Genomic DNA, 15713 nt, shown 5'->3' on the forward strand with positions numbered 1-15713 from the left:
GCTGCCTGTGGCTGCGACTGTCACCGCAATGGCGCACGTCGCCAGGCGGCGCGGATCCGACGAGCGGAACCGGCACGGGTCCGTGAGGCTTGGTCGGGAAAGGAAAGGAGAGCCGACTGTGGCGACTCTGTGCAGACCAACGGTGCACGTGCCCGAGCACGTGATCACCATGGAGCAGACCCTGGATCTGGCCCGGTCCGTTCACGCCGATCACCCGCAGCTCGACCTCGCGCTGCGCCTGATCCGGAACACCGGCGTCGCGAAGCGGCACATCGTGCGTCCCATCGAGGAGACCTTGCGGCACCCCGGCCTCGAACAACGCAATGCCGTCTACGAGGCGGAGGCCAAGGACCGGATACCGGCGGTGGTACGCGGGGCCCTCGATGACGCGCAGCTGCGTCCCGAGAACATCGATCTGATCATCTTCGTGTCGTGCACGGGCTTCCTGATGCCGTCGCTGACCGCCTGGATGATCAACTCGATGGGCTTCCGCACCGATACGAGACAGCTCCCCATCGCCCAGCTGGGCTGTGCGGCGGGCGGTGCGGCGGTGAACCGGGCGCACGACTTCTGCACCGCCTACCCGGCGGCGAACGCGTTGATCGTCTCCTGCGAGTTCTGCTCGCTCTGCTACCAGCCGAGCGACCTGGAGGTCGGCAACCTGCTCTCCAACGGCCTCTTCGGTGACGGCGTCGGCGCGGTCGTCGTCCGCGGCCGGGGCGGCACGGGCGTGGACCTCCACCGCAACGGGTCGTACATCATCCCGGAGACGGAGGACTGGATCATGTACGACGTCAAGGCCACCGGATTCCACTTCAAGCTCGACCGGCGCGTCCCGGGCACGATGGAACCGCTGGCCCCGTCACTCAAACGCCTCGCCCAGGCGCACGGGTGGAACGCCTCGGCGCTGGATTTCTACATCATCCACGCCGGTGGCCCGAGGATCCTGGACGACCTCAGCAAGTACCTCGGTGTGCCTGCCGAGGCATTCCGCTTCAGTCGGGCCACACTGACGGAATACGGCAACATCGCAAGCGCCGTGGTCCTGGACGCCCTGCGCCGGCTCTTCGACGAGAACGGCACCGCCCATGCCGCCAAGGGCATGCTCGCCGGGTTCGGGCCGGGCATCACCGCCGAGATCTCGATCGGGAGCTGGGTTTCGGATCCGGCGACCCCGTGAGGGAGGAATCCGAACGATGCTGAAGGACGGCCCCGCCACCTCTAGGCCACCCGTCACGCACTGGCCCGCCCTGGACCTGGACGGGGTCGACTTCGACCCCGTCCTCGCCGAGCTGATGCGCGCGGGGCCGATCACCCGCATCACACTCCCCAACGGGAGCGGATGGGCCTGGCTCGTCTGCCGGTACGACGACGTGCGGATGGTCACCAACGACCCCCGGTTCAGCCGCAAGCTGGTGATGGAGCACGACGTCACCCGTCTGGCCCCCCACTTCATCCCGGCCCCCGGGGCGGTCGGCATCGAAGACCCGCCCGACCACACGCGGCTGCGCCGCACCGTCGCCGCCGCGTTCACCACCGCCGGGGTGGAGCGCCTGCGGACCAGGGCGCAACACATGCTGGACGAGCTCGTCGACGCGATCCTGCGCGACGGGCCGCCCGCGGACCTCACGGAGCGACTGCTGGCGCCGTTCCCGCTCGCGGTGGTCTGCGAGCTGATGGGCGTTCCGGAGCAGGACCGCCCCAAGATGCACGAGTGGACCGCCAAGATCCTGTCCTCCGCCCAGGGCGCCGAGCGCAGCGAGCAGGCGAAGACGCAGATGTGCGCCTACCTGGGTGAGCGGCTGCGGGCCTGCCGCGGCGCCAGGGGCGAGGACGGCGGGGCCGACGGGGTGGGCGACGTCATCGGCATGCTCGCCGGGGCGGTCGCGGCCGGCGAGGTCACCGAGGAAGAGGCCGTCGGGCTGGCCCTGCTCCTGCAGATCGGTGGCGAGGCCGTCACCAACAACGTCGGCAACATGGTGTACGTCCTGCTCACCCGGCCGGATCTGATGGACGAGCTGCGCGCCTCGCCCGCCCTGCGGCCCACGGCCATCAACGAGCTCCTGCGTTACATCCCGCACCGCAACTCGGTCGGGCTGTCCCGGATCGCCCTCGAGGACGTCGAGGTCGCCGGCCAGGTCATCCGCGCCGGCGAGGCGGTGTACGTCTCCTACCTGGCCGCGAACCGGGACCCGGAGGTCTTCCCCGACCCCGACGAGATCCGGCCGGACCGCACGCCCAACGCGCACGTCTCCTTCGGCTACGGGCCGCACTTCTGCCCCGGCAACATGCTGGCCCGGCTGGAGTCCGAGCTGCTCGTGAACGCGCTGCTGGACCGTTTCCCCGACCCGCGGTTCGCGGTGCCGGTGGAGGAACTGGGCTGGCGGCCGGGGGCGCTGATCCGCGGACCCGAGGCGCTGCCGGTGACCTGGTCGTGACGGCGCACCTGGCCCGGCACGGACTGCTGGTGCCACCGGGACACGGCCGCACCCTGCACAGCGCCGCCCAGCAGGTCACCTTCAAGGTCACGGGCAAGGACTCACGGGTCGCCTCCAGCTTCGAGGTCGTCGTACCGCCCGGATTCGATGTCGGGGCGCACCTCCACACGCGCAGCGAGGAGCTGTTCTACGTCCTGGAGGGTGAACTCGACGTGATGGCGTTCGAGCCTCGCGTCCGTAGCGGCGACGACTGGCGACGCTGGGAGTCGCTCGACGGCCGCCAGGTCGTCCGGGCCACCCCGGGGACGGTCATCGTCGTACCGCCCGGCTGTCCGCACGCCTTCGCCAACCCCACGGGGGAACCGGCCCGGATGTTCTTCCAGGCCTCTCCCCCGCCCGACCACGAACGGTACTTCGAGGAGCTCCTCGAACTGCTCGACGCCAACCCCTCACCGGACGCCTCGGCCATCCGGGAACTGCGGGCCCGCTACGACATCGAGCAGCTGACACCGCTGCGCCACGGCCCGTCCTGATTGGCGGCCGGCCGACCGGCCGGCCCCTCGCGGCCGGGACACCGTTCCCCTTCCCACCCCTCACCACGCTCGGGAGACTCAATGCTGCGCACTCGCCGCACGCTTCGCACCGCGACGTACGCCCTGGCCGCCACGGTGGTCGCCTCCGCCTCGCTCGCGTCGGGCCCCGCCCAGGCCGCCGCCGAACCCCTGCCGTCCCACTGGTGCTACGTCAACGGCCAGGAAGCCCGTCCCGGGCCGGTGGTGGAGGGCACGGACGGACCCGACACCATCGTGTGCGAGAACGACGTCGAGAACGCCATCATCGACGGCAAGGGCGGCAACGACAACATCCGGGTGAAGGGCATGCTCATCGACGCCCAGGTGCTCGGCGGCGAAGGTGACGACACGCTGCAGGTCAACAACCTGTACCCGCGCAACGGCAACTCGACGGTGCGCGGCGGCCTGGGGAACGACACGATCATCACCGCCCTCGTCGTCGGCACGGCGGCCCACGGTGCCGCCGTGTACGGAGACCACGGCAACGACACCATCACCACCGGCAGCGTGATGGGCGCGCCGGGCGAGTACGAGCGCGGCGGCGGCCAGGTCTTCGGCAACGACGGCAACGACCTGATCCGCACGGGCAACGTCGACCTCGGCGGCCGGGTGCTCGGCGGCGCCGGCGACGACGTCATCGAGCCCAAGTCGGTGGGTTCGGAGTCCGCGGGCGTCATCCTGGGCGGCCCCGGTGACGACCGGGTCCGCGGCCAGAACGATTCCGTCCTGACCATCGGCCCCGGCTACGGACAGGTCGACGGCGGCATCGGCACCAACCACTGCAAGGTCAAGCACTTCTCGACCGGCGACCGGATCCGCAGCTCAATCGCGAACTGCCTCTGACCCCCTGGGCTGCCCGGGGCGACCGTGGCTCCGCTCCACCGACAGTCCCTCGGGCAGCATGAACCACGTCAGGACGGCTCCGGCGGCGAAGACCACGGCCGAAGCCGTGAAAGCGGCGTGACAGCCCTCCACGGCAGCCCGGCCCGCGGTGAGCGGTCCGGGCTGCCGGTGCGTCGCCAGGTAGCCGGCCGTCGCGGCGGCCGCGAAAGTGCTCATCAGCGCCGTGCCGACCGAGCCCCCGATCTGGCGCATCGAGTTGACGGTGGCGGAGCCGACTCCGGCCTCCCCGGGAGCGATGCCCGCCGTGGCGAGGTTCATGGCCGCCGCCGTCAGCAGTCCGACACCGAGGCCGGAGGCGATCTGGGCCGGCAGCACCTCGATCATGTAGGACCCGTCGACGGAGAGGCGGGTCAGCCATGCCATCCCGCCCGCCGCCAGCAGCATCCCGCCGGCGACACGCGTGCGCCCGCCGACCTTGCGCAACCGGGCCGAGCCGCTGCCCATCGCGCTGAACATGATCGCGCCGGACATCGGCAGGAATGCCAGACCGGTCATGGCCGGGCTGTAGCCCCGGGTGTGCTGGAGGTAGAACGTCAGGAACAGGAACACCCCGAAGGTGGCGACGCCGGCGATGAACATGGCCAGCAGTGCCGCGCCCCGCACCCGGTCGAGCACGATCCGCAGGGGCAGCAGGGGATGCGTGGAGCGGCCCTGCCACAGGGCGAAGGCGGCGATCAGCAGGACGCCGGCGCACAGGAAACCCCCGGCGCGCAGGGAGAGCCAGCCCTGGGAGCCCGCCCCGGCGAGCCCGTAGACGAGGCAGAAGACGCCCGTGGAGGCCAGGGCGGTGCCGGGCAGGTCCAGCCGGGTCCGGGTGGCGGCGGGCTGCGGCGGGAGCAGCAGGAGGGCCCCGAGCACGGCGGCGATGGCGAAGAGCACGTTCACGTAGAGGGTGGAGCGCCAGCTGAGGTGCTCGGTGAGCACCCCGCCCAGCAGCAGTCCCACCGCCCCGCCGGAGGAGGCCAGGGCCCCGAACACACCGAAGGCCCGCGCCCGTTCCGCGGGGGCGGTGAACGTGGTGGTGAGCAGCGAGAGGGCCGCGGGCGCCAGCAGGGCCGCGAACACGCCCTGGCAGGCGCGGGCGCCGACCAGCAGACCGAAAGTGGCCGCCGAGCCGCCGACCGCGGAGGACACCGCGAAACCGGCCTGGCCGATGATGAAGGCCCTGCGGCGCCCGAACAGGTCGGCGAGTCTGCCGCCGAGCAGCAGCAGGCTGCCGAAGGCCATGGCGTACGCGGTCACCACCCACTGGCGCTGGCCGTCGGAGAAGCCGATGTCGGCCTGGGCGGAGGGCAGGGCGATGTTCACGACCGTGGCGTCCAGGACGACCATGACCTGGGCGAGGCCGATCACCGCGAGGATCCACCAGCGGCGTGGATCGGGCCGCGGTGCGGCGTCGCGAGCGTCGGCGGCGGTGCTGGTTCCGGGACCGGTGGGTTCTGTGGACACGGTGGCACTCCATGGATTCCACTCGTACTGGCGGGCGGGTGTCTGCTTCGACAGTGGGCGAGCGGAGCCCCCGGGCCGGGCCCCTGCCCCGTTCGCCACGCCACGATGCCGTCCGGACGGACCAGCGCGGCGGGCCGGCGGGGCCGCGACCGGGGGCGCCGCGCCGACGGGTGGAACGGCGGGGCCGGGGCATCCCGTAGGCTCGGCGGATGGCGAAGTACTTCGATGTGCACCCCGAGAACCCCCAAGCGCGCACGATCGGCAACGTGGCCGACAGCATCCGCTCCGGCGCGCTCGTCGCGTACCCGACCGATTCCCTGTACGCACTGGGCTGCCAGCTCGGCAACCGTGACGGTCTCGACCGGATCCGCTCCATCCGCGACCTCGACGACCGGCACCACTTCACCCTGGTCTGCCAGAACTTCGCGCAGCTGGGGCAGTTCGTGCAGATCGACAACGACGTCTTCCGCGCGATCAAGGCGGCCACTCCGGGCAGCTACACCTTCATCCTGCCCGCCACCAAGGAAGTGCCGCGCCAGCTGCTGCACCCCAAGAAGAAGACGGTCGGTGTCCGCATCCCGGACCACACGGTCGTCCAGGCCCTGCTCGCGGAGATCGGCGAACCGCTGCTGTCCAGCAGCCTGCTGCTGCCCGACGAGGACGAGCCGATGACCCAGGGCTGGGAGATCAAGGAGCGGCTCGACCACGTCGTGGACATCGTCGTCGACTCGGGCGACTGCGGGACGAAGCCGACCACGGTCATCGACTTCTCGGGCGGCGGCGCCGAGATCGTCCGCTACGGCGCGGGCGACACGGACCGCTTCGAGTAGCCCGCCGCCGGGGGCGGTGGCCGGTGCCACGGCCCCTCAGCGGCTGCGTGGCCGGGGACCCAGTTTGATCCACTGCGCCGTGCTCGGCACCCCCCGGGCGCTCAGCAGGAACAGCATGTAGTACCCGGGCGGGGCGTCGGCCGCGCTGGGCGGGGTGTGCAGGGTGAGGGTGTCGCCGCCGGTGGCGGTCAGAGGCAGTTCCAGGTGGCGCTGGCTGGTGTTGACTGCGTGCGTCACGGTCGTCGGGGCCAGCAGGACGGCTCGCGCCACGTCCGCGGGGGTGGAGGTGCGGACCTGGAACTGCGCGTCGTAGGCGAGTTCGCCGCGCGGCGCCCGGTCGAGGGCGGGGCGGGGGCCGCGGTGCAGGTAGGGCGGCTCGTAGAGCTCGATGCTGCCGTCCATGCCGTCCGCGATGTCGGGGTCGTTGGCGATCTGCTGGAGTTCGTCACCGGTGACCATGACCCGTCCGTCGGGCATGACGAGGGCGTTGGAGTGGTAGCCGCGGGGCAGCCGCTGGGCCGGTCCCAGCTTCCAGTGACCCTGCGCGTCGCGCAGTTCGACCTGCCGGTACTTGAGGTCGGCCTTCGGGTTGAACGGCCCGTAGCCGTAGTTCCTGGTGTCGAGCGCCCCGTTGACGGTGAGCAGGGTGGCGTCCGGGAGGATCAGGGTGTCGTCCTGGGTGCGGCCGAACGCCCGGGGGGTGTCGGTGCGCCAGGCTCCGCCGGACAGCCGGTACGTGGACGGGTCGAGCGGGTCGCCGCCGAGCACCAGCACGGAGTCCGGACCGCGCAGACCCGCGGGCAGGGGTACCGCCGAGCCGTAGCCGCGGAAGCCGGCGGGCCGCCGGGGCAGATCGGTCCGGGTCTCCTTGACCGGGTCGAACACCCACTGCTGGTCGGCGTCGCGGCCCAGACCGTAGATCATGCCGTCGCGCAGCGAGAACAGGTGCGGGTAGTCGTTGCGGAACGGGGCGTCCGCCGCGAACCGTTCCGCGGGGACGCCCGCCGGGATCTCGTACGGGCGCCAGGGCACCCGGTACCCGCGCGCCGGGAAGCGCTCGACCAGCGGGGTGGGGTGCCCGGTGCCGCGCTCGTCCTGCCCCGACATGATCAGCTGTCGGCCGTCGGCCCCGGTGACCACGGAGGGGTACCAGCGGCCCACCATCATGTCCCGGTTGCGGAACCAGGTCTCGGTCCACGGGTCGAAGACGAAGGAGAGCCTGGCCCCCGTACCGCCCTTGCCGCCGCCGTTGCCGCCGAAGACGCCGACCATGCCGTTGGGCAGGTAGGAGTGGCCCGCGCAGAAGAAGGGGGCGGGACGCGGGGCGTAGGTGCCGTCCGGCATCAGCACGGTCGGCGGGGGCACCTTCTTGAACGCCGTGGTGCCGGTGCCCTTGGCGGGGTCCCACAGGTAGGCGCGGCCGGCGTTGGTGCGGCCGAGGCGGTCGGTGGGACCGGTCTCCTTGGTGGGGTTGACCTCCACCCGTTCGAAGGAGAAGAGCAGCACCTTGCCGGTGGGCAGCTGGGCCACGTGCACACCGAAGTCGGGTGAGGGGAAGTAGTCCGTGAAGCGGCCGGAATCCGACGCGGTGAAGGCGGCGTTGAGCCGCCGCTGCGAGGCGCGCAGCGAGGCGAGGCCGGCGGTGCGCCTCGACTGGGGGTACTCGCGCATCGCGTCGGCGGCCTTCCTGCGGCCGGCGTGGGCGCGGGCGTGGTCCGCGCCGAGCACGGCGGCCTCGCCCGGCACGGAGCCCGCGTGGTGGGTGTCGTCGGGCGCGGGGGCCGAGGCGAGGACGGGCGTGGTGGTGGCGAGGACGGCGGAGGCGAGCAGCACCGTCGCGAGCAGGCGCAGGGACGGGACGGGCCGGTCCTCGAAGATCGCCCGGACAGGGTTCAGGACCATGGGACTCCTCGCAGCAACCGCCGACAAAGCGCCCATGGTAGAAGAAATTGGACAGTTGTCCGCGTGTGACCCGGCGGCATCCACGAACGGCCTCCGCCCGATGGGGTGGCGACGGCCGGGGTGGGTGGTCCTGTCACCACCCCGGATCCGGGTGCCAGGGGGATCGAAGCACCCGGCGGGCGCGGGCGACGATCTGAGCGTCCAGGAGATCCCAGGGGGAAGAGGAAGCAATGTCCTTGTTCAGGAAGTCCGCACGGTGGGCGGCGACCGCCCTGTGCGGCGTGCTGGCCGCCGCCGCCCTGCCGGCCACCACCGCGGGCGCCGCACCGGCGGGCGCCGCACAAGCGGGCGCCGCCCCCCGCGTACCGGACCGCTACCGGCACCAGCGGCTCGACTGGCATCCGTGCGCGACGGGCCCGCTGGAGTGCGCCACGATGACCGTGCCCCGGGACTGGTACCACCCCGGCTCCGGGCCGGACCTGCACGTGGAGGTCGACCGGCTCCGCGCGGCGGACCCGGCCGGACGCCGGGGCGTGCTCATGGTGGCGGCGGGCGGACCCGGCGCGTCGGGGCTGGGCCGCCCCGCGCGACTGGCCTCGTACAGCCCACGGCTGGCGGCCGCGTACGACATCGTCGGCTTCGATCAGCGCGGTGTCGGCGCGAGCACCCGTGTCACCTGCTCGGACCAGAGCGCCGTCGACGCCCTGTTCGGCAGCGGCGACCTGCGCGACCGGTCCCCCGGGGCCGTGCGACGGACAGTCGACCGGGCGCGGGGCTTCGTGCAGGACTGCCGGCGCCGCTCGGGCGACCTGCTGCCGTACATCACCACCGATCAGGCGGTGCACGACATGGACCTGTACCGGGAACTCCTGGGCGCCCGGAAGGTCTCGTACTACGGTCCCTCCTACGCGACGTTCCTCGGCGCGTACTACGCCACCGAGTTCCCGAGCCGCGTGGAGCGGGTGGTGCTCGACAGCAACGTGGACTTCACCGGTACCTGGCAGTCCTTCATGACCGGTCAGCCGATGAGCTTCCAGCGCAGGTTCGAGGAGGACTTCCTGCCCTGGCTCGCCGCGCACGACGCCACCTACCACCAGGGCGCCACCCCGGCCGAGGCCGGAGCCTCTTTCGAGCGGCTGCGGGCCGCCCTGGGCGCGCACCCCCTCGACCTCGGGGGAACGGTCGTCACGCCCAACCACCTCGATGCGGCCACGACGAACTCGCTCTACGACGCGGGGGACGGATTCGAGGGGCTCGCCGTGCTCCTCGGGGTCCTCAGCCACCCCGAGCAGGCTCCGGCGGACGTACGGGAGACAGTGGCGGCGCAGCTCGCGCACCCCCTGGGCGCCGACTTCGCCGCCGACTTCTTCTCGGTCACCTGCGGGGACACCCCGTGGACGCGGGACGCCCGTTACTGGGAGGAGCACAGCGCCGGGGCCACGCAGACCTATCCGCTGGCCGGAGCGCGCGAGCTCGCCTTCGCCTCAGTGTGCGCGAACTGGCCGCGCTCCCGGACGCCCCGCGTCGAGGTCACCGGCGAGGAGCTGCCCCCCGTGCTCATGCTGAACTCGACGAACGACCCGGCGACGTACTACGAGTCCGCGGTGCGCGCCCACCGCGGGCTGGCCGGCTCACGGCTGCTCACGGTGGACGGCGGTGACCACGGCCAGTTCCAGAACCACAACCCGTGCGTCGACTCCGCGGTCGAGGCCTACCTGCTCGACGGTGTGCTGCCCGCCGAGGGCGCCCGCTGCGCGGGTGTGCCGCTGCCGGAGCCGGCCGGCCGTCCCGGCGGCCACTGACGGGGGGCACTGACTGGGGGGACTGACGGCGGGCGCTGACGGCGGGCGTCGGCACCCGGCGGCGCTACCAGCGGACGGGAAGCCGGCTCACGCCCCTCATCAGGCTGCCCGCCAGCCAGGCCGGGGGGCCGCCTGCCGGGTCCTCGGCCAGGTCCGGGAAGCGCTCCAGCAGGCTCCGGATCGCGATGCGGCCCTCCATCCGGGCCAGCGGGGCACCGAGGCAGAAGTGCAGTCCGTGGCCGAAGGCGAGGTGGCCCTGGGGGGCCCGGTGGATGTCGAAGGCATCGGGCTCCCCGAACCGCCCGGGGTCGCGGTCGGCGCCCGCCAGCGAGACGAGGACGGTGTCCCCGGCCGGGATGACGACGCCGCCGATCTCCACGTCCTCACCGGCGTAGCGGAAGGTGGCGTTCTGCACGGGGCCGTCGTAGCGCAGCATCTCCTCGACCGCGCCGGGCAGCAGCCCGTCGAAGTCGGCGCGCAGCTCGGCGAGTTGACCGGGATGGGCGAGCAGGGCCCGTACGCCGTTGGAGATGAGGTTGACCGTGGTCTCGTGGCCGGCGACGAGCAGCAGGAAGGCCATCCCGATCAGCTCCTCCCCGGACAGGGAGTCACCGTCCTCGTCACGGGTACGGATCAGCGCGCTGAGCAGGTCCCCGCCCGGCGCCTTCGCCTTGAGCTCGACGAGCTCGGCGAGGTAGGCACTGAGCTGCTCGTGGGCGGCGCCCGCCGGAGCGCCCTGGGTGGGGGCGACGACCTCGTTGGACCAGTGCCGGAAGCGCTCGCGGTCCAGGTCGGGCACGCCGAGCAGTTCGCAGATCACCGTCATGGGCAGCGGGAACGCGAGTGCCTCGATCAGATCGGCGGAGCGCTCGGGCCGGGCGGCCATGGCGTCCAGCAGTTCGTCGGTGATCTCCTGGACGCGGGCCCGCATGGACTCCATGCGGCGCGCGGTGAACTCGCGCGCGACCAGGCGGCGCAGCCGGGTGTGGTGCGGCGGGTCGGATTCCAGCATGTTCGCGTTGGCCGCCGTCGCCGTGATCTCGGGGAACAGGCCGGTATCGCGCCAGTCCTTGAGCAGAGCGGGGTGGTTCAGGGCCTGACGGGCCTCTTCGTACCCCACGACCAGCCAGCTCGGCCCCGACACCCGGTCGTCCAGAACGACGTGGTGGACCGGTCCGCTGTCCCGCAGTTTCGCGTAGAAGGCATACGGGTCGGCATGGAAGTTCTGGGCCCCGGAACTGATGTCTACTACAGGCATCACTCCACAGTACGGCGGTCACGCTTCGCTGAACGCGCTGTTTCCGGCCAGTCGTCCGGGCCGGAATCACCGCCCGGCCGGCGCGTCCCCTTCGAAGGCCGCCCACGGCCCGAGGGCGAAGTCGTGGCCCCGGCGCCGGACTTCGACGGCGCCCGCTCCGCCGAAGTGCGCCGGTATCACCCATTCCCTTCGGTCGGCGGCTCCTTCGAGGATCCGGCGGCGGGTGGCCGCGGCCTGCGACGGGTCCAGGCAGAAGCAGCTGTTGTGTCCGGGGTTCAGGATCTGCACGGGGCTGTGCAGCAGATCGCCGACGAACACCGCACGGTCCCCGCCGGATTCGAGCCGCAGCACGCTGGATCCGGGCGTGTGACCGGGCGCGGACTCCAGGACGAGGTGCTCGTCGATACGGTGGACGCCCTCCCACAGCACGGCCTGCCCGGCACGGTGGACGGGCTCGACGCTGTCCTCGTACACGAGCCGGTCGTCCACCCTCTTGCCCTGCGCGTACCCGTTGCGCGGCCCGTAGTGGAAGTCGTCCGCGGCCGGGATCAGGTACCGGGCATTGGGGAAGGCCGGGGTCCACTCACCTTGCGCGCCGGTGGTGTTGCCGCCGACGTGATCACCGTGCACGTGCGTGTTGACGACGAGGTCCACGTCCTCGGGCCGGACCCCGGCCAGTGCCAGCCGGGCGAGGAGGTCGCCCCGCCAGTGATGGAACATCGGCGATCCGGGGCGCTCGCGCATGTCGCCGACCCCGGTGTCCACCAGTACGGTCCGTCCGGCGCTGCGCAGCACCCAGGTCTGCACCGCCATCACCACGCGGTCGCCCTGCGGGTCCCAGTGGTCGGGGGCGAGCGAGCCGGCGTTGTCCCGCCACACCTCGGGCCCGGCTGCGGGCACGATCTCGGAGGTGCGGGCGGCCGGCCCCTGCCACTCGACGACACGTGTGACCTCGACGTCCCCCAGCATGGTGCTCTGCTTGTTCTCGCTGCTCATGCCCCGACCCTATGAACGCGGCGTGAGCCCCTCAATGCGCTGATGGCTCATACGGATGCGCGAGGCTCTCGCCGCTGACGCCGGGGCTACGCTTTCGGCATGGACGTGGTGAGCGACGCGATATCGACCATCCGCATCGGACGGCCCTCCTCCCACCGGGTCCGGGTCACCGGAAGCTGGTGCACCCGCCTCGCCCCGTACGACGGTGCCGGCTTCCACGTCGTCGTGGAGGGAAGCTGTGTGCTGCTGCCCGACGACGGCGTGCCGGTGCCGCTCGGGGCGGGCGACGCGGTGCTGCTGCCGCACGGCGCCGGGCACGTCCTCGCCGACTCCCGTGCCGACGCGTCGGACCGGCGGCGCGCGGTGGCGTTCGAGGAATGGGCCGACGGGAAGCACCCGCGCCGGGGCGCCGCCGGCCCCGACGGGAATGCCGACGGGAGGGCCGTGGAGCTGCTGTGCGGGAAGTACCGGCTCGACCGCAGCCGGATGCACCCGCTCATGGGCGAACTGCCGACCGTCGTCCACCTGCCGAACAGGGTGGGAGCGCACCCGGAACTGCGCTTCGCCATCGACCTGTTGGGGCGTGAACTGGGCGGACAGCGGCCCGGCGCGGGGATCGCCGTCCCCGGGCTGCTCGACCTCCTGCTCGTCTACATGGTCCGGTCCTGGCTGGCCGACGCCGCGACCGGGGCGTGGCCCGCCGTACTGGGCGACCCCGTGACGGCCGCCGCCCTGCGGGCCCTGCACTCCGAGCCGGCCGCCCCGTGGACCAACGACCGCCTCGCCGCCGAAGCGGGCGTCTCGCGGGCCACGCTGGCCCGCCGGTTCACGGCACTGGTGGGCCGGCCGCCGATGGCGTACCTGACCTGGTGGCGGCTGACCTTCGCCGCGGCGCTGCTCCGCGACAGCGCGGACCCGCTGTCGGCGATCGCCCGCCGCTGCGGCTACGGGAGCCCGTACGCCTTCTCCGCCGCCTTCAACAGACAGTTCGGCACACCCCCGGGCCGCTAACGCGACCAGGCGCGGCCGGCCGGCGGTGCGCGGTGACGGGTACGCGTCCGGACGGCCCGGCGCAGCCCACGCCGTCACCGGGCGCGGGGTTCCGGCACCGAAAAGGAGGTGTGCGCGGCCTCCGGCTGCTGGCAGGCTGCGCCGGTGAACCGTGAACAGATCTCCCAGATCGCCCATGCCGACCACCCGATAAAGGCCCCGCTCGACGACGGGTCCGTACGCCGACTGCTGGACCGCGCGGTCCCCCGCGCCGACGCCCGAGTACTCGACCTCGGCTGCGGCACCGCGGAATGGCTGCTGCGCGCCCTGGACAACCACCCCCACCTGCATGCCGAGGGCGTCGACGTCTCGAAGGAGGCCTTGGCGCTCGCCGATCAGGCCGCGCACCGCCTCGGCGTCCGAGAACGCCTCGTGCTCCACCACATCCCGGCCGAGGACTTCGCCCCGGCGGAGCCGTTCGACCTCGTGCTCAGTGTCGGGGCCACGCACGCATTCGGCGGCTTGCTCCCCACCCTCGCCGCGGCCCGCAAGCACCTGACCCCCGGCGGCCGGGTCCTGGTCGGCGAGGGGTTCTGGGACCGCGAACCCTCCCCGGAGGCCGTCGGGATGCTCGGGGACTTCGCCGACCTTGCGACCACCGTGGACCGGGTCGTCGCCGACGGGTGGACACCCGTCTACGGGCACGTCAGCACGCGCAGTGAACTGGACGACTACGAGTGGTCCTGCTGGGGCTCGCTGGCGTCATGGGGCCTTGACCATCCTGCCGGTCCGGACGGCTCCCAGGCCCTCGAAACGGCCGGCGTCCGGCGCTCCGAGTGGCTGCGCGTCTACCGGGACACCTGGGGCTTCGTCTCCCTGATCCTGCGCCGGACGTCCGACTGACCCCACGAGGCACCGAGCCCCTTCAACCTGTGAACTCCCCGCCCCGCAAATGGCTTTGACGGTTCCATCTCTTGACGGTCCCGGTGGCGGGGAGCACAGTGGCGGGCGACATCGCTGTGAGAGCGCTCTCAAGGCGGTGTCACGGTCCGCACCTCCCCCCACCGCGCCCCCGAGGCGCACGCAGAGAGGGCACCCACCCATGCGTGAGACATCCCGCAGAAGGCGCCGCCCCGCCACCAGGCGTTCCGTCATCGCCACCCTGAGCACGATGGCGGTGGCGGTGGCGGCCGCTGCCGCCGTGGCCGTCACCCCGCCCGCGAACGCCGCCGCTCCCCCGGTCCCGGCCGGCTGGTCCCAGGTGTTCCTTGACGACTTCAACGGGACCGCCGGCTCCGGTGTGAACACCACCGACTGGCAGTACACGACCGGGCGCGGCTACCCGGGCGGCCCCACCGGCTTCGGGACCGGCGAGATCGAGACGATGACCGCGGACCCGGCCAACGTCTCGCTCGACGGCGCCGGCAACCTCCGGATCACCCCCCGCAGGGACGCGGCCGGCAACTGGACCTCGGCCCGCGTGGAGAGCAGGCGCTCCGACTTGCGGCCCCCGGCGGGCGGCACCCTGCGCACCGAGGCCCGGATACAGATGCCGAACGTCACGGGCGCCGCGGCGAAGGGGTACTGGCCGGCGTTCTGGATGCTCGGAGCCCCCTACCGGGGCAACTGGTGGAACTGGCCCGGCATCGGTGAGCTGGACATCATGGAGAACGTCCAGGGCCTCAACAACGAGTGGGCCACCATGCATTGCGGCACCAGCCCGGGCGGCCCCTGCAACGAGACCTCCGGCATCGGCGGCCAGCGCGCTTGCACCGGCACCACCTGCCAGGGCGGCTTCCACACCTACGCGGTGGAGTGGGACCGGTCCACGGCCGTGGAGGAGATGCGCTTCTACCTGGACGGCGTCAACTTCCACACCGTGAAGGCGAACCAGGTCGACGCCACCACCTGGACCAATGCGACGGACCACGGCTACTTCATCATCCTGAACGTCGCCATGGGCGGCGGCTTCCCCGACGCCTTCGGCGGCGGACCGGACGCCGGCACCGAGCCCGGCCACCCGATGGTGGTCGACTACGTCCTGGTACTCCAGAAGACGGGCACCACCACCCCGCCCACCACGCCCCCCACGACGCCGCCCTCCGGGGCGCGGAACGCCTACGCCGCCATCCAGGCGGAGTCGTACGACGACCAGGCGGGCACCGCCAAGGAGACCACCTCGGACACCGGCGGTGGCCAGGACCTCGCCTCGCTGGCGAACGGTGACTGGGCCGTGTACCGGGGCGTCGACTTCGGCGCGAGCGCGGCCCGCCAGTTCTACGGGCGGGTCGCGAGCGGCGCGGCGAGCGGGGTCAGCGGCCTCGTGGAGGTCCGCCTGGACAGCCGCACGAGCCCGCCGGTCGGCAGTTTCTCCGTCGCCGGCACCGGAGGCTGGCAGAGCTGGCGGACCGTCCCCGCGAACATCAGCGCCGTCACGGGCACCCACGACGTCTACCTCACCTTCACCAGCGGCCAGCCGGCCGACTTCGTGAACGTGAACTGGTTCGACTTCGGCCACTGAGCGGGCCGGGGCGCCGGGCGCCCCCGGCGGCAGGGGTTAACCTGCTGCGCGG

Annotated in this window: 13 protein-coding genes; 9 read left to right on the forward strand and 4 right to left on the reverse strand. The window is 72.4% G+C overall.

The annotated features are described in order from the left end of the window. Nucleotides 1-118: 118 nt before the first annotated feature. From OHA81_RS03980 to OHA81_RS03995, 4 genes are all read left to right on the forward strand, one after another. Nucleotides 119-1180, forward strand: coding sequence for a type III polyketide synthase (locus OHA81_RS03980; protein WP_329192803.1), 1062 nt, complete (start codon nt 119-121; stop codon nt 1178-1180). A gap of 16 nt (nt 1181-1196) precedes the next feature. Further along, nucleotides 1197-2438 (forward strand): cytochrome P450, encoded by a 1242-nt coding sequence (locus OHA81_RS03985; protein WP_329192804.1) that lies wholly within the window; start codon nt 1197-1199, stop codon nt 2436-2438. After that, nucleotides 2435-2971, forward strand: coding sequence for a cupin domain-containing protein (locus tag OHA81_RS03990; RefSeq protein ID WP_329192806.1), 537 nt, complete (start codon nt 2435-2437; stop codon nt 2969-2971). The genes OHA81_RS03985 and OHA81_RS03990 overlap by 4 nt, the downstream gene beginning before the upstream one ends. 81 nt (nt 2972-3052) lie before the next feature. Then, nucleotides 3053-3853 carry a hypothetical protein gene (locus OHA81_RS03995; RefSeq protein ID WP_329192807.1) on the forward strand — a complete coding sequence of 267 codons (801 nt, stop codon included), beginning with the start codon at nt 3053-3055 and terminating at the stop codon, nt 3851-3853. Here the strand turns inward: OHA81_RS03995 and OHA81_RS04000 are convergent. Then, the gene (locus OHA81_RS04000; RefSeq protein ID WP_329192808.1) at nt 3833-5362 is read right to left on the reverse strand and encodes an MFS transporter; all 1530 of its coding nucleotides are present in this window, start codon (nt 5360-5362) and stop codon (nt 3833-3835) included. The two genes, OHA81_RS03995 and OHA81_RS04000, sit on opposite strands and share 21 nt — an antisense overlap. Nucleotides 5363-5571: 209 nt before the next feature. Between OHA81_RS04000 and OHA81_RS04005 the strand changes: the two genes are divergently transcribed. Continuing rightward, nucleotides 5572-6192: an L-threonylcarbamoyladenylate synthase gene (locus OHA81_RS04005; protein WP_329192809.1), complete on the forward strand. Its 621-nt coding sequence runs from the start codon at nt 5572-5574 to the stop codon at nt 6190-6192. Between the two features lie 36 nt (nt 6193-6228). Here OHA81_RS04005 and OHA81_RS04010 read toward each other — a convergent pair whose 3' ends face one another. After that, complete coding sequence (locus OHA81_RS04010) at nt 6229-8094, reverse strand: galactose oxidase early set domain-containing protein (RefSeq protein WP_329192811.1); 1866 nt, start codon at nt 8092-8094, stop codon at nt 6229-6231. A gap of 230 nt (nt 8095-8324) precedes the next feature. Between OHA81_RS04010 and OHA81_RS04015 the strand changes: the two genes are divergently transcribed. Beyond that, entirely contained in the window at nt 8325-9896 is a 1572-nt protein-coding gene (locus OHA81_RS04015; protein WP_329192813.1) for an alpha/beta hydrolase, read from the forward strand. Nucleotides 9897-9960: 64 nt separating this feature from the next. Here OHA81_RS04015 and OHA81_RS04020 read toward each other — a convergent pair whose 3' ends face one another. Next, nucleotides 9961-11154: a cytochrome P450 family protein gene (locus tag OHA81_RS04020; protein ID WP_329192815.1), complete on the reverse strand. Its 1194-nt coding sequence runs from the start codon at nt 11152-11154 to the stop codon at nt 9961-9963. 66 nt (nt 11155-11220) lie between these two features. Next, nucleotides 11221-12150: an MBL fold metallo-hydrolase gene (locus OHA81_RS04025; RefSeq protein WP_329192816.1), complete on the reverse strand. Its 930-nt coding sequence runs from the start codon at nt 12148-12150 to the stop codon at nt 11221-11223. A 99-nt stretch (nt 12151-12249) separates the two neighbouring features. On the opposite strand from OHA81_RS04025, the gene OHA81_RS04030 reads away from it, so the two are divergent. The 3 genes from OHA81_RS04030 (at nt 12250) to OHA81_RS04040 (ending at nt 15661) form a co-directional block, all read left to right on the forward strand. Further along, on the forward strand, nt 12250-13161 hold the full coding sequence (locus OHA81_RS04030; RefSeq protein WP_329192818.1) for an AraC family transcriptional regulator: 912 nt from the start codon (nt 12250-12252) through the stop codon (nt 13159-13161). Between the two features lie 144 nt (nt 13162-13305). Further along, nucleotides 13306-14043: an SAM-dependent methyltransferase gene (locus OHA81_RS04035; protein ID WP_329192820.1), complete on the forward strand. Its 738-nt coding sequence runs from the start codon at nt 13306-13308 to the stop codon at nt 14041-14043. Nucleotides 14044-14242: 199 nt separating this feature from the next. Continuing rightward, nucleotides 14243-15661 (forward strand): glycoside hydrolase family 16 protein, encoded by a 1419-nt coding sequence (locus tag OHA81_RS04040; RefSeq protein ID WP_329192822.1) that lies wholly within the window; start codon nt 14243-14245, stop codon nt 15659-15661. Nucleotides 15662-15713: the final 52 nt, after the last annotated feature.

The organism is Streptomyces sp. NBC_00667, from assembly GCF_036226825.1.
GTDB lineage: Bacteria > Actinomycetota > Actinomycetes > Streptomycetales > Streptomycetaceae > Streptomyces.